Raw genomic sequence first — 17,475 nt, 5'->3', positions numbered from 1 at the left:
CATGACGCCTGAAGAGGTCGGCGAGCGCCTGGTCGCGCTCCTGACGGACGACTCCCCGGACGCGCCTCCGGGCGAGATCGTCGCCGGCCTCTCCGGCGGCGGCCCCGGCCACACGCGGGCCGTGGTCGACGTCCCGGTCGCCCGCTGGTGGGAAACCGTGGGCACGGCCAAGCACAACGGCGCCCTCGGCTGCGACTTCTTCGACTGGCTCTCGGCCGTCGACGAGCAGGAGGAAGGCTTCCGGGTCGTCGCCCACCTCTACTCCACCCGCCGCCGTCACGCCCTGCTGCTGCGCACGCTCGTACCCCGGGAAGACCCGGTCGTCGAGTCGGTGATCGAGCTTTTCCCCGGTGCCGCGTGGCACGAGCGGGAGACGTACGAGATGTTCGGCATCACCTTCGCCCGGCACGCCGACCTGCGCCCGCTGCTGCTGCCGCCCGGCTTCGAGGGGCATCCGCTGCGCAAAGAGTTCGTGCTGGCCTCACGCGTGGCCAAGGCGTGGCCCGGCGCCAAGGAGCCCGGCGAGTCCGAGGCCGGCACGGCGAAACGCGCCCCCATGCGCCCGCCCGGCGTCCCCGACCCGAACGAGTGGGGCCCGAAAGCGGGCCAGGCCGAGCCGGCCCCGGCGCGCCCGGCCCGCCCGCCCCGCCGCACCGCACCGCCTCGCACCGAGCAGCCGCCCGCCGGGGACGACGTCTGATGCCGGTCTGGCTCGATCTCGTCATCCGGGTGGTCGCCGTCGTGGTCGCCTTCCTCGTGCTCCCGCTCGTCGTCGGGCAGGCGGAACACAAGGTCATGGCGCACATGCAGGGCCGCCTTGGCCCCATGTACGCGGGTGCCTTCCACGGTTGGGCCCAGCTCGTCGCCGACGGCGTGAAATTCGTCCAGAAGGAGGACGTCACCCCCGGCGCGGCCGACCGGGGCGTCTTCCGGCTGGCCCCGATCGTCGCCCTCTTCCCGTACCTGCTGATCCTTCTCGTCATCCCGCTCGGCCCGAACGGTCTCGTCGCCCAGGCGCTCGACGTCGGCCTGTTCTTCGTGCTCGCCGTCCTCGGCATCGGTGTCCTGGCCGTCCTGATGTCCGCCTGGGCCTCCGCGAACAAGTACAGCCTGCTGGGCGGCCTGCGCGGCGCGGCCCAGCTCCTCGGCTACGAGCTGCCGCTGGTGCTTTCCGCGGCCAGCGTGGCGATGGCGGCCGGCACGCTCAGCCTGCCCGGCATCGTCGAGGCCTGGAACCCGTGGTGGCTGCTCTGGCAGGCCCCCGCCGCGATCGTCTTCTTCGTCGCCGGCCTGGCCGAGATCCGCCGCCCCCCGTTCGACATGCCGATCGCCGACTCCGAGCTGGTCTTCGGCTACATGACCGAATACACCGGCCTGCGCTTCGCGTTCTTCCTGCTCGCCGAGTACGTCGGCATCGTCGTCATCGCCGCCCTGACCACCGTGCTGTTCCTGGGCGGCTGGCACGGACCCTTCGCCGACCAGCTCGGCTGGCTCTGGACCCTCGTCAAGATCTTCGCGGTCTCGTTCGTCATCATCTGGTTCCGCGTGACCTACCCCCGCCTGCGCGAGGACCAGCTCCAACGCCTCTGCTGGCTGATCCTCGTGCCGCTGGCTCTGGGCCAACTCGTCCTGACCGCGGTCGTCAAGCTGCTCATCTGATCAGAGCGAGCGGGGGTCGATGACCGCGTCAGAGGTTGCGAGGGCGGATCGTGCTCAGCGGAATCTCGATCGGCCACGGCCGGTCCAGGCTGATCGTGTCGTCGCTGGTGAAAATGCCGATCTGCTCGTAGTGCTTATCAACGGGGTCGAGCTCGAAGACACTCACGGAGAGCCCGTCGATGGTTTCGATCAGCCAGAAGAACTGGATGCCGGCCTGGGCATAGAAAGTCGGTTTGGAGACTCGGTCTATGCCCGTGGTGCTGGACGAGACGATTTCGGCCGCGAGCACGACGTCCGCTGCCGCGAACTTGTGGGACCTCGACTTGGCGGCTTCGAAATTCACCACCAGCAGGTCAGGAGCGAAGCGGCGGCTAGGGTCCACCACCACGTCGTTGGCCTGGCTGACGAAGAATTCGTCCGGGCAGCCGTGCATGAGGGCTGCGCCCAGGAGGAGCGCAAGCGATTGGTGTACCGAGGACGGGGAGGGGGTCACGTGGAGAACTCCATCAAAGATCTCGCGACGGATGCCGTCCTCCGGGAACCGATCAAGATCGTCTGAGGTCCAGTCGTCCTTCGGGGGCATGTCGCTCATTGCAGCGGTCATGAGGAGCCTCCCGGGCGCCGGCTCTCGTACTTTCCCCAATCTACCGGAAGATCTGATGGGGGTGTGCTCGCATCAAATGGGGCGACGGGGCAGGATATGCGTTTGTGAGTGACGACGGGGAGCGCAGCACGCCCGGCAAGGGCCTGGTCCAAGGGCTCGCCGTCACGCTCAAGACGATGACCCAGCGGTCGACCACCCAGCAGTACCCCGATGTCGAGCCCGAGCTCCCGCCCCGCAGCCGCGGCGTGATCGCGCTCCTCGAGGAGAACTGCACGGTCTGCATGCTCTGCGCCCGCGAGTGCCCCGACTGGTGCATCTACATCGACTCGCACAAGGAAGAGGTCGTCGTCCCCGGCGCGGCGCGGGCGCGGCAGCGCAACGTGCTCGACCGCTTCGACATCGACTTCTCGCTGTGCATGTACTGCGGGATCTGCATCGAGGTCTGCCCGTTCGACGCGCTGCACTGGACGCCCGAGTTCGAGTACGCCGAGACCGACGTCCTCGACCTGCTGCACGACAAGAACCGGCTGGGCGACTGGATGCGGACCGTTCCGCCGCCCCCGGCCCACGACGTGCTCGGCGAGCCTTCCAAGGAAGAGGCCACGGCAGCGCGCAAAGCGGCAGGTCCGGGCGCCGCCACCGCCGCCAAGACCGCCAGGGCAGCCGTACGTCCCCCCGCCGCGAACCCGGAGCAGGAGCGGTGACGGTTGCGGACGCGCTGATGCTGGCTCTCGGCGCGATCGCGGTCGGCTCCGGCGTCTTCGTCGTCACCAGCACCCACCTGGTCCGCGCCGGCTTCTACCTGGTCGTCAGCCTGGGCGCGATCGCGGGCCTCTACCTGGTCCTCGGCGCCGAGCTGGTCGCCTGGGTGCAGATCCTTGTCTACGTCGGCGCCGTCGTCGTGCTGATGCTCTTCGCCGTCATGCTGACCCGCGCCCCGATCGGCCCCTCGAAAGACCTCGACCGTCCCGCCCTTCCCGCCGCCCTCATCGGCGGCGGGGTCGGCCTCGGCCTGACCGTCCTGCTGGTCGACGCCTTCCGCTGGACCGAGTTCGAGCTGCCCCCGCCCGGCACCGGCCGCCGCGTCGGCGAGCAGATCTTCGGCGCCTGGGTGCTGCCCTTCGAGGTCCTCTCGATCCTGCTGCTGGCCGCCCTGGTCGGCGCGATCGTGCTCTCCCGCCCCGACATCGGCGCCCGCCCCGACCCCAACGCCGGCCCCGAACCCGAGGGACCCCCGCCCGGCCCGGTCGACGAGTCCGAGGAGGTGGTCGCCCGCCTGCAGCGCATCGCCGAACGCCAGGCCGCCGCCCAGCAACGGGTCCGCGACCAGCGAGCCGCAGCCGAAAGAGCGGAGCAGGCCGAACTCGACGTGGTCGAGGGTGAACTGGTCGAGGAAGCGCGGCAAACCGACCCGCTCGCCGACGTGGTTCTCCGCGCTCACGAGGCACGCCCGAAACCCGGCGGCCCGCCACCCGAGCCGAAGCGTGAACTGCCCGGCGCCCCGGAGCGGGAGGAGGACTGATGCACGTCGTGATCCCGTACGTCGTGGCCGCTCTTCTTTTCGCCCTCGGCGTCTACGGTGTCCTGCGCCGGCGCAACGCCATCCTGGTGCTGATGGCCGTCGAGCTGATGCTCAACGCCGTCAACCTGATCCTGGTCGCCGCCGACTCCACCATCAAGAGCGCGCTGACCGGCGTACAGCCCGAAGCCTGGGCCAACCCCGTACCCGAGCCCCGGGCCGGCGCGATCTTCGCCCTCTTCGTCATCGTGCTCGCCGCGGCGGAGGTCGGCGTGGGCCTGGCGATCGTCCTGCAGTACTACCGCCTGCGCCGCGCTGTCATCCTCGACGACGTCGAGCTGTACAGGCACGACCACGAGCGGGTGACCGGGTGACCGCCGCCGTTCTGATCGCCGGCATCCCCCTGCTCCTGGGCATCGCCGGTCTGCTGCTGCCACCGGGCGACGACGAGGGCAGACGCCGCCCGGCCGCCGCTCTCGGCATCGCCGGCGCGGCGGCCTCCCTGCTCGTGACGCTGGGCCTGTTGCTTTTCGCCAGGAAGCCCATCGAGCTGTCCACCCACTGGATCAGCCTCGGCGACGTCGACCTCACGCTCGGCATCTCCGTCGGCCACGCCGCCCTCTACGTGGCCCTGGCCGTCTGCGTAGTAGCGCTCTTCGTGCAGATCTACTCGGTCGCCTATCTGCACGACGACCCGCGCTATGCCCCGTACGCCGCTCAGATCAGTCTTTTCACCGGCGCGATGCTGCTGGTCGTCACGTCGGGCGACCTGATCGGCGTGCTGGTCGGCTGGGAGGTCATGGGCGCCTGCTCGTACCTGCTGATCGGCCACGACCGCCGCCTGCCCGAGGCTCCCGCCGCCGCCGTGAAGGCTTTCCTGGTCACCCGCGTCGGCGACGTCGGCTTCCTGCTCGGCGTTGCGATCCTGATCGTCGACGCCGGCACGTCCCGCATCGCCGACGTGCTGACCGAGGCCCCGCACCCGGCCGCGCTGATCCTGATCCTGGCCGGGGTGGCCGGCAAGAGCGCCCAGTTCCCCCTGCACACGTGGCTGCCCGACGCGATGGCCGGTCCGACCCCCATCTCGGCGCTGATCCACGCGGCCACGATGGTCGCCGCCGGCGTCTACGTCGTCTTCCGCCTCTACCCCCTCTACGAGCAGTCGCCCGCCGCACTCGCCGTGCTCGGGGTCATGGCCGCGATCACGATCCTGCTCGGCGCGCTCAGCGCGATGGCCCAGGACGACCTGAAACGCGTCCTGGCCTGGTCGACCGTCAGTCAGATCGGCTACATGACCGGCGCTCTCGCCGTCGGTTCACCCGCCGCCGCCCTGTTCCACCTGCTCACCCACGCGGCGTTCAAGGCGCTGCTGTTCCTCGCGGCCGGAGCGGTGATCCACGCGGTCGGCACCAACTACCTGTCCCGCATGGGTGGCCTGCGCGAACACATGCCGATCACGTTCTGGTCGTTCGTCGCCGGTCTCGGTGCCCTCGCCGGGCTGCCGCCGCTGGCCGGGTTCTGGTCCAAGGAGAACGTTCTCACCGCGGCCACGCACGCCACCGAGGGCGGCGGGGCGGTGCCGGTCTGGGTCGCCTGGCTGGTCTGGCTGGCCGGTCTGTTCGCCGTCGGCCTCACCGCCTGGTACGCGACCCGCCTCCTGCTCTGGGCGTTCTTCGGCGTCTCCCGCGCCCACGGCCCCGACGGTCCCGACTGGGAGGTGGGCTTCGACGACGCCCGCTACACCCAGCCGGCCCTTCCGCACGACCCGCCGGCCGCCATGCGCTGGCCGATCCTGCTGCTGGCGATCCCGTCCGCGCTGCTCGGCCTGGCCGCTTTCGCCCCCGGTTTCCGTACCGCCCTCGAGCTCGACGAGCCGCATCTGGGCGTGGCGATCGTGCTGCCCCTGGTGCTGCTGGCGCTGGGCGCGACGACCGCGTGGTGGCTGTGGCGCGAAGTTCCCGGAGTCGACCCCGCAACGGCCCTCGGCCCCGCGCGACCTCTGCTCGCGGCGGGTTTCCGCTTCGACGACCTGCAAGACCGATTCATCGTACGACCGACGCGCGCCCTCGCCCGAGCGGTGACCACGGTCGACGAGAAGGTCGTGGACGCCACGGTCGAAGGCACCGGCACCACCACCTCGCGCGTTGGTGAAGCCCTCGCGTACGCCCACCGCATGTCACTGCCCGCAGCCGCCGCGGCCGTCCTCGCCGGTGCCTTGCTGCTCGGCGCGGTCGCCGTCCTCTTCGGAGCCGCCGCATGACCGTGGCCCTGATCGCCGTCCTGCTGATTCCCGCTCTCGGCGCCGCCGTCCTCGCAGTCTTCCCGTCGCGCCTCGACCACCTCGCGCGCGTCGTCGGGACGGTCTTCGCCGTGGCGGCCCTCGTCCCGATCGTCGTGCTGGCCTTCGCCCGCGACGACGCCCGGTTCTCGTACTCGGCTCTGCAGCCCTGGGCCGAACTCGACGTCTCCTGGGTTCCCGCCCTGCACCTCGACTTCCACCTCGGCATCGACGGCGTCTCGTACCCACTCGTCGCGCTCACCGGCCTGCTCACCGCACTCTGCTGCGCGTACACGCTCTGGCGTGTCCCCGAGAACGGTGGCTCCGGCCGTACGCTGGTCGCGCTTCTCCTGGTTCTCGAGACCGGGATCCTGGGCACCTTCCTCGCCCTCGACCTCCTCCTGTTCTTCCTCTTCTTCGAGGTCGTTCTCCTGCCCATGTACGCCGTGATCGCGGGCTGGGGCGGCGCGGACCGCAGGAGAGCGGCGCGCAAGTTCGTCCTCTACACGCTTTTCGGCTCGGTACTGCTGCTGCTCGGCGTGCTCACCGTGACCGTCGCGGCCGGCACCGGCGACCTGACCCAGCTGACCGGCGGGCTGGGACTGAGCCGCACCACGCAGCAGGTCGCCTTCGTCCTGCTCGCGATCGCCTTCGCCGTCAAGGCCCCGCTGTGGCCGCTGCACACCTGGCTGCCCGACGCGCACACCCAGGCCCCGACGGTCGGCTCGGTGATCCTGGCCGGCGTGCTGCTCAAGATGGGCACGTACGGCCTGATCCGCGTCGGCGTCGGCGTCGCCCCGCTCGGCGCCGAATGGGCCGCCCCCGTGCTCGGCATCCTCGCCGTCGCCGCCGTCCTGGCCGGATCCCTGATCTGCCTGCGCCAGACCGAGCTCAAACGCCTGATCGCCTATTCGAGCGTCGGCCACATGGGTTTCGTCCTGCTCGGCATCGCGACGCTGACCGCCACCGGCCTGCAGGCGGCCCTGCTCGGCAACGTCGCGCACGGGCTCATCACCGGCCTGCTGTTCTTCCTGGCCGGCGCGATCAAGGACCGGGCTCACACCGGCGACCTGGCCGACCTCGGCGGCCTGCGCGAGAGCGCACCCCGCCTGGCCGGCATCCTCGGTTTCGCCGCGATCGCGTCCCTCGGCCTGCCCGGCCTGGCCGGCTTCTGGGGCGAGGCGTTCGCCGTGGTCGCCGCCGTCGAACGCGGTGGCGGCCTGTGGACCACGCTGGCCGCGCTCGCCGCGATCGGCGGAGCGCTCACCGCTGCGTACTTCCTCAGGCTGTTGCGCAAGGTGACGCACGGACCGGTCGGTACACCGGTCTCACCCACGATCTCCGGTGCCGAATGGCTCGCCTGGTCACCCCTGGCCGCTCTGACCCTGGCCGTGGGCGTCGCGCCGGCCCTGGTGCTGGCCGCGACGAGCGCCCCCGTCCGAGCGCTGACGGAGGCATGGCGATGAGAGCCCAGGCTGTCGACCACCTTTCACTGCTTCCCCTGTACGCCGCGGCCGGCACCGCGATCCTGGTCCTGCTGGCCGACCTGCTGGTAGCTCGCCGCTTGGTGACCATGGGCGTGCTGGCCGTCGGCGGCCTCGCCACCGTGGTCTGTGCGATCATCACCGGCGCCCGCGTAGGCACCTTCTGCGACCCCTCCGGCAGCGCCTGCTCGTGGGTTCCTGGCCCGCTGGCCGCCACCGCCGCCGTGGTCTTCGCCGCCCTGACCGTCGGCGTGCTCGCCCTCTCGGCGCCGTCACTGCGCCTGGGCACCGCTCCCGTCGGCGAGTTCTGCTTCCTGCTGGCCGCCTCCATGACCGGTGGCGTCGTGGTCGGCTACGCCGGCGACCTGATCACCCTGATCGTCGGCCTGGAGACGCTCACCCTGCCGCTCTACCTGCTGGTCGGCCTGCGCCGCTTCGCCCCCGGAGAACGCGTCACCACCTCGGCCGCCTCCGCCTCGGTCACGTTCTTCCTGATCAGCGTCATCTCGACGGCCATCGCCCTGCTGGGTGCCGCCCTGAACTACGCCGCAACCGGCGCCCTGCACTTCGACCGCCTCATCGACGGCTCAGGCCCGACGGCCCCCGTAGCCACCGCCGGCGTCGCCCTGCTTGTGATCGGCGTGGCCTTCAAAGTCGCCGCCGTCCCGCTGCACGCCTGGGCACCACCGACGTACGAGGGTTCGCCCCTCCCGGTGGCCGCCTACCTTTCGACGGCTTCGAAACTGGGCGGCGTACTGGCCCTGGCCGCCATCGTGACCCGCTCGGAGGCCGGAGCCCTGACGGCGCTCCTGGCGATCCTCACCATGGCCGTCGGCAACCTGGTGGCCCTGCGCCAGACCCGCATGGTCCGGTTGCTCGCCTGGTCGTCGATCGCCCAGGCCGGCTACATCCTGGCCCCGCTGGCGCTGGGCCTTGAAGGCCTGGAGGCTGCCGCCGCGTACGCCGTCTTCTTCGTGGTCCTGGAGTTCATCGCCTTCGGCGTAGTCGTAGCCCTGCGCCAGCCAGGCGCCGACGGCGGCGACATCGACTCCTACCGCGGCGCGGCCCGCCGATCCCCGTGGCTGGGCGCGGCGCTGGTCCTGGCCCTGGCCGGGTTGGCGGGCCTCCCACCGGGCCTAGCCGGCCTCTTCGCCAAGGTAACCATCATCGACGTCCTCCTCGACGGAGACCAGCTGTGGCTGGCCTGCATCGTCGCCGTGAACGCGGTGATCGCGCTGGCCTACTACGTACGGGTGGCGGCCGTCCTCTACAGCGCCCCACCCGCGGTAGGCATCCCCGTCGCCGACCCGAACCTGCTCGAAGCGGCACTCCACCCCCGCCTGGGAGTGACGCGCCCGGTCGCCGCCGCCCTGGTCGTCGCAACGGTCGCCGCCGTGACCCTCGGCTTCGCCCCCCAACTCCTTTTCGACGCCCTCTCCTGACGCGGCAGCCGGTTCGAATGCGGTACCGCCCGGGAGGGCCGGGGTGGCATCGTGAGCCGGTGCTGCGTCTCTTCGGGAATCCCGCACCCCGCTGGTACGGCGCCTGCCCAGACTGCGGACACGACTGGCGCGAACATCGCCCCGAGGGCTCGTGCAGCGAGTGCGAGTACGAAATCGACCACGACGAACCGGACGCGCCCACTACGCCGTGCCGAGCTGCTCCGCCTCCACTGACGCCGGAAAGCCAACGACCGAGCCGAACACGGCCGGCGTTCGCCCTTCGTGACGGGTACTCACGACTCCACCACGCCGACGTCGCCGGCCGCGCGGATCGCGTCGAGGAGACGACGGAAGATCGGCCAGGGGATGTTCCACCGGCCGTGCATCGTCAGGGTCACGTGGTTGGCGTGCATCGGCACGAAAGGGCCGTGATCCGGTGAGGCGTCCGGGATCCGTACCTCGAGGTAGTCATTCCGATCGCTTGCCGGCAGCATCTCGAAAAGCTCGTAGCACCAGTCGCCGTCACCGCAGAGGTGAAACGAGTTGACCGTGAACTGCCGCTCCCCGTGCCCCCAAACGTTGAGGGTCAGCGGAAGCGCGGACTCCGGCGATGGGTCGCGCTGTTCCTCAACGAGGTCACCGCTGGCGTCGAGCATGTCAACGAACTGCGCCAGGATCGGCCACGGCACCACACCGCCCCCAGCGTGAACCGTGGCGTGCTCAGCGGCCTTCGGCGTGAACGGTCCGTCGACGACCGAATCAGGAATGGTGACGGTGAGATACGGCCCCGTCCCGGGAGATCCGGTCAGTCCCACCAGCTCGTACTGCCAGGCGTCGTCCGGAAGGCTGAATCCGCCAGTGATCTCATACAACCTGTCCTCGTGGGACCAGATCATCATCGCTGGATGATCGCAATCGAGAGCCCCTGACGCACCCTGTTTCCGAGCTAGGAACCGCTGGACTCGCGGACGTAGACGCCCACGCCGGCGAGTGTTTCGGTTAGTCCCTTGACCCGCAGGCTTTGCATCGCGCGGTCGATGACGGGCGCTGTCGTCTGCCCGTAGTCAAGGCGAAGGCCCGGAGCAATCAACGTGCCCCGGGCCTTCGCCTTGCGCACCCTAGCCGCGGGCCAGGCGCTGTTCGATCTCCTCGCGCAGGTCCGGCTGAAGGTCGTCGGCCTCGAGCAGGCGGCCCAGCTCTTCGGCACGGTGCATATAGATGTCGAAGGCCTCCGAAACCCCGATACCGCGGGCCGGGCGGTGGATGACCTCGATCGGGTCGCCGGCTTGCAGCAGACCCGGCTTGACCACGCGCAGGTAGGTGCCGGTTCGGGCGGCTCGGGAGAAGCGCTTCAGCCACTGCTTCTCGCCCATTTTCACCTGGAACGTCGAGCACGGGATGCGGCCGAAGGTCGCCTGCAGCTCCAGCGTCTCGCCGATGCGCCAGATGTCGCCGATCTGGGTTTCGTTCAGGTCGAGGCCGGCCGTGGTCAGGTTCTCGCCGAACGTGCCGGGGGCCAGCGGACGGCCCAGTTCGGCCGACCACCAGTCGTAGTCTTCGCGGGAGTAGGCGTACACCGCCTGGTCGTCGCCGCCGTGGTGTTTGGTGTCGCCGATCGGGTCGCCGACCACGCCGCTGTGCAGACCGGTCCGTTTGGGGCCGGGGGCGCGCACCTCGACCGCGTGGTCGACCGGCAGCTTGTCGATCCCGGTGATGCCGCCGAAGCGCTTGGCCGGGTTGGGCCGGGCCACGCCGACGTTCACCGAGAGCACTTTGCCGTCTGTCATGTGAACTCCACGATCACTCGGTCCTCGACCGGACGGTAGCCCAGCCGCTGGTATAAAGCGTTGCTCGTCGGGTTGGCCAGGTCGGTGTTGAGCACCACATCTCGCGCGCCGTCCTTCTGCGCGGCCTGGGTGGCGGCCACGGTCACCGCCCCGCCGTAGCCGCGTCCGCGCTGAATCGGCGGCGTGTAGACCGTCTGCACCCGCACGGTTCCGGCCTCGGGTCGCGACCGCGTCGCCATTGACACCGGGCCGCCGTCTTCCCAGAGCACCACCCCGCCGTATTCGAGCCAGGCGTCGACTCTGGCTCCGGGGTCCGAGGGGCGTCGCTCGCCGATCTCGTCGTGGAACGCTAGCAGCCAACCGGCGATCAGGTCTCGGTCGGCGGGGGCGGCGTAGCGGGGCCGGCCGGGCGGGGCCGCGGGCGGGGTGAGCGCGGAGAGCCTATACAGCCGCGTACGCCGTGTGACGTGCGCTCGCACCCCGGCGCGGCTGCGCCAGCCGGCCGAGAATCCGTCGATGGCGTTGGCCGGCAGGCTGGCGCCGGGCAGGGCGCGCCCGGCGAGGGCCTCGACGGCCGCGGTCACCGCGCGCGGCGGCAGCTCGCTGAAGATCATCGGGTGCGGCGGGGTCTGCAGCAGCACCGCGGCGACCTGGCCGGCGGGGGTGCTCCACCAGCCGAAGACCGGATCATCCGGACCGTACGCGTTGCGGCCGCGCCTGCGCAGCGTGTCGATCAGGGTCAGCAGGTTGGTGTGCTCGATCGGGCGGGCTCTCAGGAACTCGCCCGCGGTCGCATCGAAGGTCTCGACATCGTCGGTCAGTTGCCAGGCCATAGCGTGATCCTGTCGGTGCGGCCCGTCACGCGCGACCCCATATCGGAGCGCTCGATACCAGCCCGCGCCCGAATCGTTGCGTTTTGGTAAGCCGTCGGGAACAAAAGCGACGGCGACCGCTGGTCCGAGTGAATCTCATGAAACTGCGGCCAAACCAGGGCGCGATGTGGGACACGATCGGATCGAGAGACTCCATTTGCCCTAGTTCGCGCTCTATGCAGATCGGCGCGGCTCGTCACCATCTCGAGCGGGGACCATGAGCCATTCAGTCCACACGTCCATCGTCGTCGGTCAGCGTCCGGCGGCCCCGAGCGTGGACGGCCGGGGCCGCTCGACCTCCGCGACACCGGCACAGGCCGGGGAGCGGCACCTCGGGTTCCGCCCGGACATCGAGGGCCTGCGCGCCATAGCCGTCGTCCTGGTGGTGCTGAATCACGTCGGTCTCGGCCTGTTCGCCGGTGGCTACGTCGGCGTGGACGTCTTCTTCGTGATCTCCGGCTTCCTGATCACGACGCTGCTGCTCAAGGAGGCCGGCTGCACGGGCACGATCTCGCTGCGCCGCTTCTACGCCCGGCGCGCGATCCGCCTGCTGCCCGTCTCGACCGTCGTGCTGATCGCCACCGTTCTCGCGGCCTGGTTCTGGCTGCCCGCCACCCGATTCCGGTCGATCTCGCTCGACGCCCTGTTCAGCACGTTCTACGGGATCAACTGGCGACTCGCGTACGAGGGCACCGACTATCTCAACGCGACCGCGGCGCCCTCGCCGTTGCAGCACCTCTGGTCGCTGGCCGTCGAGGAGCAGTTCTACCTGGTCTGGCCGCTGCTGTTGATCATCGTCTGGAAAGGAAAGAAGGCGGCCTACACCCTCGGCGCCCTGGTCGTGATCTCGCTCCTCGTCAGCGCCCAGCAGACCGCCGCCGCCGCTCCCTGGGCCTACTTCGGCTCCCACACCCGCGCGTGGGAGCTCGGAATCGGTGCGCTCGTCGCCCTGGCAACCGGCGTCCTAAGGCGTACGCCCAAGGCTCTTGCCGCCGTCATGACATGGGGCGGACTCCTGGCCGTCGTCGCCGCGGCCGTGACCTTCGACAAGACGACGCCGTTCCCCGGCTACGCCGCCCTGCTGCCCGTTGTCGGCACCGCAGCCGTGATCGCCGGCGGATCGGTCAACCAGAACCGGTTGATCGGCACCCGGCCCTTCCAGTTCGTCGGCCGGCTCTCGTACGGCTGGTATCTCTGGCACTGGCCGGTCCTGATGATCTGGCCGTCGGCCCTCGGGCGCGACCCCGGCGTCAAGAGCAACCTCGCGTTCGCGGTCGCCTCCCTCGGGCTCGCGTGGATCACGTACCACCTGGTCGAGAACCCTGTTCGGCACCGGCGCCGGCTGCGCAACCGCGCGCGTCGGGGCCTGATCCTCGGGATCGCCCTCTCCGCCTCGGCCGCCGCTGTCGCCCTGGTCGCGGGCATGATCCCGCCGACGCTACCGATCGGGCCGCCCGCCGGCGACACTCGCACCGAGCTCGCCAGGGCGGCCGACCCGCAGGCCCGGCTCACCGAGCTGATCACCGGCTCGGTGGGCGCCGCGAGAATGCCGTCGAACCTGACGCCCGCGCTGGCCGACGCCAAGGTCGACAAGCCGGCGATCTACGACGACGGCTGTCACGCCACCTATCAGCAGGTGCGCTCGGGCGACTGTGTCTACGGCGACCCGGCCGGCGCCCGTACGGTGTATCTGGTCGGCGACTCGCACGCGGCGCACTGGTTCCCGGCCGTCGACGACCTCGCGAGAGCGCACGGCTGGCGGCTGGTCGCGTTGACGAAGGCCGCCTGCCAGATGCCGCGAGTGCTGATCTATCTGACCGGCTTCGAACGGCCGTACCGCGAATGCACGACCTGGCGGGAGCAGACGCTGCGGCGGATCGAGCGGGAGAAACCCGACCTGGTCGTGCTCGCCTCCAACGACCTCGACAGCGGCCTGCTCGACGACGACGGCCGCCGCCTGCCGCGCGCCGACCAGCCGTGGGTGCGGGCCTGGCAGCAGACCTGGGAGCGGCTGGAAGGCATCCCGACCGTGCTCTTGCAGGACACGCCCTGGCCCGGTCGGGACGCGCCGGAATGTGCCGCGGTGAACGCACGCCGGCTCGCCCGATGCGACCGTACGGTGGGCAAGGCGATCGCCGAGCGCAAGCGGCGCGACCTGGTCGCCGACGCCGCCCGCGCGGACGGTCTGCGGGTGATCGACCCGACGCCGTGGTTCTGCGCCGGCGGCCGGTGCCCGATCATCGTCGGCAACACGCTGGTCTACAAGGACAACAGCCACCTGACCGACGCCTACGTGCGGGCGATCGCCCCGCTGCTGGGCCGCGAGCTTTTCAGCGGCGCTGCTGGTGGCGGATGACCTGCACGCCCACACTCACAGCGGCCAGCGCGGTGCCGGGCACGAGCATCCACACCGGCCACGGGTAGATGTCGGCGTCGGTGCTCATCGCGACCAAGGCGTATACCACGAGGTTGATCAGGGTGAGAGCGGCCCAGATCGTCCAGAGCACGAGCATCGCGGTCGGCAGGCGGCGGGCCTTGCGGCGCTGCTCGGCCTGCACCTCGCTCGCGCTGACACCCGGGCGGGGCAGATCGGTCAGGAGCATGAGCAGTTCCTGGTAGGTCTTCGCCCCGTAGGCCAGACCGACGCGTTCGTCGTACTCATGGAGGGTCAGCCGGCCCTCGTCGAGCGCCGTTTTGAGCTGATCCGCAACCTTCTGCCGGTCGGTGTCGGCCGCGCGCATCGTCTCGATGTCGGCCCGCACGTCCTTCGCCATCGGTCACTCCTTTACGCGCCACCGCCGGTCGGGTCAGGCTATCCGAGCGACACCGACGATCGGCAGGGGGAAAAACCATGAGACTGCGCCTCGAGAACGCGGGTTCGGCCAGGTACGGAGAGGTGGTCGAGCGCAACCGGGCCGCGTACGGGGAACGCGCGGCGAATCGGCGCGACGGCAGCAAGAAGCAGCACTGGAAGGTCGACGAGCGGGCCGCGTTCCTCGACCGGCTGCGCGTGACCGACGCCCACACCCTGCTCGAAGTCGGCTCCGGCACCGGTCAGGACAGCGTCTACTTCCAGCAGGAAGGGCTCGAGGTGACCGCGGTCGACCTTTCGCCCTCGATGGTCGAGCGCACCAGGGCCAAAGGCATCAAGGCCGACGTACGGGATGTGCTTGATCTCGGTTTTCCGGAGTCGGCGTTCGACGCCGTCTACTCGCTCAACACCCTGCTGCACGTGCCGAACGCCGACCTGGATGGCGCGCTCGCGTCGATCCGAGCCGTGCTGGCCCCCGGCGGCCTCTTCTACCTCGGCGTCTTCGGCGGAGAGCAGGAGGAGGGCATCGCCCCGGAGGACCAGCACGTGCCGCCGCGGTTCTTCTCGTTCCGCTCGGACCGGCAACTGCTCGAATATGCGGCGCGGGCGTTCGACGTGCTCGACTTCCACGTCTACGACGACCACGACGGCGTCCGCTTCCAGGCGTTGACGCTGGTCCGGCCGCTTTAGACCAGCTCGAGCGCTTCCCGGTGGCGTTCGGTGGCGAGGCGATCCGCCCGGGCGATCGAACCGTGCGGCACCGCGGCGACCAGCGCGGCCACCATCAGCACGGCCGCGGCGAAGGAGAAGGCCCAGCCCAGGCCGCCCGGCTGATCGACGATCAAACCAGCGATCGCGCCACCGGCGGCACTTCCGCCGACCGAGACGGTCACAACCCAGGTGTACGCCTCGTTCAGCATCGCGGCCGGGGCAAGCCGTCCGACCAGGTTGTTCTCGACCGTGAGGGCCGGAGCGATCGTGGCGCCGCCCAGCACGAGGGCCGCACCCAGCCAGAACGGGCTGGGCATGAAGGCCAGTGCGAGGAAGCCCAGCGAGACCGCGCCCAGCAGCCACGCGAACTGCCGCGGCAACGCCATGGCGGGCCGCCGAGTGCCGAACCAGATGCCACCGATCGCGCTGCCGACACCCCAGATCCCCAGCAGTACGCCGCCCAGACCCTCGCCGCCGCCGTGCTGACTGGCGTAGGCCGGGACGATCACACCGGCCGCACCGAACGCGATGCCGAGCGCGATGACGCAGGCCAGCAGAGCCGGGAACCCGGACACCTTCAGCGGGCCCAGACCGCGGGCCGCCTCACTGTTCTCGTGCCGGTGGTGGCGCCGCATGACCGGCAGCCGCGAGACCCACAGGGTGCCCACGAGGGTGGCGACCGCGGCCGCGAGCAGCGCCGTCGCCGGGTTGCTGGTGATCACCACGAGGGCGGCGACCAGCATCGGGCCGAGCACGAACACCAGCTCGAACAGCGAAGTCTCGGCGGCCAGCGCGTGACCTCGCAGGTGGTGCTGCCCGCTGCCGACCTCGGTCATGTCGGTCCAGGCGCGCCGGATCGCCGCGCTCAACGGCGGATAGCTGGCCCCCGCGAGCGCCGCGGTCGCGTAGACCCAGGTCGGCTCGCCCGTGCTGAGCAGCACCAGCGCCACCAGGGCGAGCGGATGCAGCACGGAGGTGACCACGAGGATCGGAGAGGGCCCGATGCGGTCGGCGAGACGGCCCGCGATCGGGCTGAGCGCCGCACCGGCCAGGGCATAGACGCCGCCGGCCAGACCCGCCGCGGCGTAGCTGCCGGTCTCCTGCTGAACCAGCAGAAGAAGAGCGAGCGGCGTCATGCCGATGCCGAGCCGCGCCAGGATTCCCACGCCGAGCAGAACTCGGCCACCGGGCATCTGCCACACACCCATGTATTGCCGCAACGCAGTCATTTCGCCTCCTCTACTGGTAATGACCGACAGGGCCAACGGACCTTAACGTCGGCGAGCCGCGCAACACATCCGGAATACGCTCGCCGGTGTCCGGAAACACAGCGAGGGCCGCCCCTGTCCGGGACGGCCCTGCAGGTGTTGCCGTTAGCGGTACTGGATGGCGCCGGCCTGCTCACGCAGCCGGGCGACGCGCTGCTCCATCGGCGGGTGAGTCGAGAACAGCTTGGACACCCCGCGCGCCGAGAACGGGTTGGCGATCATCAGGTGCGCGGCGCTCGTGATCCGGTTGTCAGCCGGCAGAGGCAGCCGCTGCGCGCCGTAATGAATCTTCTCCAGCGCACTGGCCAGGGCCAGCGGGTCGCCGGTCAGCGTCGCGCCGTCCGCGTCGGCCTGGAACTCCCGGTTACGGCTGATCGCGAGCTGGATGATGGTCGCGGCCAGCGGGCCGAGAATCAGCATCAGCAGCAACGACGCCGGGTTGGGGCTGTCATCGTCGTCCGACCCGCCCAGCGGCAGGAAGATCGCCAGGTGCGCCAGGCTCGTGATGATGCCGGCCAGCGCGCCCGCCACACTCGAGATCAGGATGTCCCGGTTGTAGACGTGCGACAACTCGTGCCCGATCACGGCGCGCAGCTCACGCTCGCTGAGCATCTGCGTGATGCCGGTCGTGACGGCGACCGCCGCGTGCTCCGGGTTACGCCCCGTCGCGAACGCGTTGGGCTGCATGGTCGGCGAGACGTAGAGCCGGGGCATGGGCTGCCCCGCGGTCGTCGCCAGCTCGCGCACCATCTGGTAAAGAGCGGGAGCTTCCGCCTCGCTGACGGGCTGCGCGCGCATCGCCCGCAGGGCCAGCTTGTCGGAGAAGAAGTAGGAGCCGGCGTTGAGAGCCAGCGAGAGGAACACCGCGAACACGAGACCGCCACTGCCACCGAGCCAGTAGCCGGCGCCCAGAATGATCGCCGTCAGCAGACCCAGCAGAGCGGCCGTCTTGAGGCCGTTGTGATGGCTGTGCAAGGAAACTCCTTCTACAGATGCGAACCCGGTAGGGCTCGCCTCCCATAGAACGTCGCCACCCAGC

16 protein-coding genes and 2 pseudogenes are annotated in these 17,475 nt (G+C 70.3%); 10 read left to right on the top strand and 8 right to left on the bottom strand.

Features of this window, described 5'->3' with window-relative positions; translation table 11 throughout:
- Position 1: 1 nt before the first annotated feature.
- On the top strand, positions 2-700 hold the full coding sequence (locus EER30_RS08740) for an NADH-quinone oxidoreductase subunit C (RefSeq protein WP_127499825.1): 699 nt from the start codon (positions 2-4) through the stop codon (positions 698-700).
- The gene (locus EER30_RS08735) at positions 700-1,659 is read left to right on the top strand and encodes a complex I subunit 1/NuoH family protein (protein ID WP_127499824.1); all 960 of its coding nucleotides are present in this window, start codon (positions 700-702) and stop codon (positions 1,657-1,659) included. Before EER30_RS08740 ends, EER30_RS08735 begins: the two co-directional genes overlap by 1 nt.
- 28 nt (positions 1,660-1,687) lie before the next feature.
- On the opposite strand, the gene EER30_RS08730 is transcribed toward EER30_RS08735, so the two are convergent.
- On the bottom strand, positions 1,688-2,263 hold the full coding sequence (locus EER30_RS08730) for a Uma2 family endonuclease (protein ID WP_127499823.1): 576 nt from the start codon (positions 2,261-2,263) through the stop codon (positions 1,688-1,690).
- 104 nt (positions 2,264-2,367) lie between these two features.
- Between EER30_RS08730 and EER30_RS08725 the strand changes: the two genes are divergently transcribed.
- The 6 genes and pseudogenes from EER30_RS08725 to EER30_RS08700 all read left to right on the top strand — a co-directional run bounded on the left by EER30_RS08725 (position 2,368) and on the right by EER30_RS08700 (position 8,986).
- Positions 2,368-2,967 (top strand): NuoI/complex I 23 kDa subunit family protein, encoded by a 600-nt coding sequence (locus EER30_RS08725; protein WP_127499822.1) that lies wholly within the window; start codon positions 2,368-2,370, stop codon positions 2,965-2,967.
- A pseudogene (locus EER30_RS08720) lies at positions 2,964-3,527 on the top strand (NADH-quinone oxidoreductase subunit J family protein); the annotation flags it as partial. The gene EER30_RS08725 and the pseudogene EER30_RS08720, both read left to right, overlap by 4 nt.
- Positions 3,528-3,784: 257 nt before the next feature.
- Complete coding sequence (gene nuoK, locus EER30_RS08715) at positions 3,785-4,156, top strand: NADH-quinone oxidoreductase subunit NuoK (RefSeq protein WP_127499821.1); 372 nt, start codon at positions 3,785-3,787, stop codon at positions 4,154-4,156.
- Entirely contained in the window at positions 4,153-6,042 is a 1,890-nt protein-coding gene (locus tag EER30_RS08710) for an NADH-quinone oxidoreductase subunit 5 family protein (protein ID WP_127499820.1), read from the top strand. The genes nuoK and EER30_RS08710 overlap by 4 nt, the downstream gene beginning before the upstream one ends.
- Positions 6,039-7,526 carry a complex I subunit 4 family protein gene (locus EER30_RS08705; RefSeq protein WP_127499819.1) on the top strand — a complete coding sequence of 496 codons (1,488 nt, stop codon included), beginning with the start codon at positions 6,039-6,041 and terminating at the stop codon, positions 7,524-7,526. The genes EER30_RS08710 and EER30_RS08705 overlap by 4 nt, the downstream gene beginning before the upstream one ends.
- Positions 7,523-8,986, top strand: a complete 1,464-nt coding sequence (locus tag EER30_RS08700) for an NADH-quinone oxidoreductase subunit N (RefSeq protein ID WP_432417523.1) — start codon at positions 7,523-7,525, stop codon at positions 8,984-8,986. Before EER30_RS08705 ends, EER30_RS08700 begins: the two co-directional genes overlap by 4 nt.
- A gap of 293 nt (positions 8,987-9,279) precedes the next feature.
- Here the strand turns inward: EER30_RS08700 and EER30_RS08695 are convergent, their stop codons facing one another.
- From EER30_RS08695 to EER30_RS08680, 4 genes and pseudogenes are all read right to left on the bottom strand, one after another.
- Positions 9,280-9,885, bottom strand: coding sequence for a hypothetical protein (locus EER30_RS08695; RefSeq protein WP_127499817.1), 606 nt, complete (start codon positions 9,883-9,885; stop codon positions 9,280-9,282).
- A gap of 47 nt (positions 9,886-9,932) precedes the next feature.
- Positions 9,933-10,040, bottom strand: a pseudogene (locus EER30_RS49670) (GntR family transcriptional regulator); the annotation flags it as partial.
- Positions 10,041-10,104: 64 nt separating this feature from the next.
- Positions 10,105-10,773, bottom strand: a complete 669-nt coding sequence (locus EER30_RS08685) for an MOSC domain-containing protein (protein WP_127499816.1) — start codon at positions 10,771-10,773, stop codon at positions 10,105-10,107.
- Positions 10,770-11,606 carry a GNAT family N-acetyltransferase gene (locus EER30_RS08680; protein WP_127499815.1) on the bottom strand — a complete coding sequence of 279 codons (837 nt, stop codon included), beginning with the start codon at positions 11,604-11,606 and terminating at the stop codon, positions 10,770-10,772. The genes EER30_RS08685 and EER30_RS08680 overlap by 4 nt, the downstream gene beginning before the upstream one ends.
- A gap of 256 nt (positions 11,607-11,862) precedes the next feature.
- Between EER30_RS08680 and EER30_RS08675 the strand changes: the two genes are divergently transcribed.
- On the top strand, positions 11,863-14,001 hold the full coding sequence (locus tag EER30_RS08675) for an acyltransferase family protein (RefSeq protein ID WP_127499814.1): 2,139 nt from the start codon (positions 11,863-11,865) through the stop codon (positions 13,999-14,001).
- Here EER30_RS08675 and EER30_RS08670 read toward each other — a convergent pair.
- Positions 13,976-14,419: a DUF1707 SHOCT-like domain-containing protein gene (locus EER30_RS08670; RefSeq protein ID WP_240669892.1), complete on the bottom strand. Its 444-nt coding sequence runs from the start codon at positions 14,417-14,419 to the stop codon at positions 13,976-13,978. The genes EER30_RS08675 and EER30_RS08670 overlap by 26 nt on opposite strands.
- A 77-nt stretch (positions 14,420-14,496) precedes the next feature.
- On the opposite strand from EER30_RS08670, the gene EER30_RS08665 reads away from it, so the two are divergent.
- Positions 14,497-15,147: a class I SAM-dependent methyltransferase gene (locus EER30_RS08665; RefSeq protein ID WP_127499813.1), complete on the top strand. Its 651-nt coding sequence runs from the start codon at positions 14,497-14,499 to the stop codon at positions 15,145-15,147.
- On the opposite strand, the gene EER30_RS08660 is transcribed toward EER30_RS08665, so the two are convergent.
- Both EER30_RS08660 and htpX read right to left on the bottom strand, forming a co-directional pair.
- Positions 15,144-16,397: an MFS transporter gene (locus tag EER30_RS08660; RefSeq protein WP_127499812.1), complete on the bottom strand. Its 1,254-nt coding sequence runs from the start codon at positions 16,395-16,397 to the stop codon at positions 15,144-15,146. The genes EER30_RS08665 and EER30_RS08660 overlap by 4 nt on opposite strands.
- Before the next feature lie 144 nt (positions 16,398-16,541).
- Positions 16,542-17,411, bottom strand: a complete 870-nt coding sequence (htpX, locus tag EER30_RS08655; protein WP_240669891.1) for a zinc metalloprotease HtpX — start codon at positions 17,409-17,411, stop codon at positions 16,542-16,544.
- Positions 17,412-17,475: the final 64 nt, after the last annotated feature.

Source organism: Actinoplanes solisilvae (assembly GCF_003999975.1).
In the GTDB taxonomy this organism is placed as follows: Bacteria; Actinomycetota; Actinomycetes; order Mycobacteriales; family Micromonosporaceae; genus Actinoplanes; species Actinoplanes solisilvae.
The sequence above is the reverse complement of the archived record's forward strand: the minus strand, read 5'-3'. Positions and strand labels throughout refer to the sequence as shown.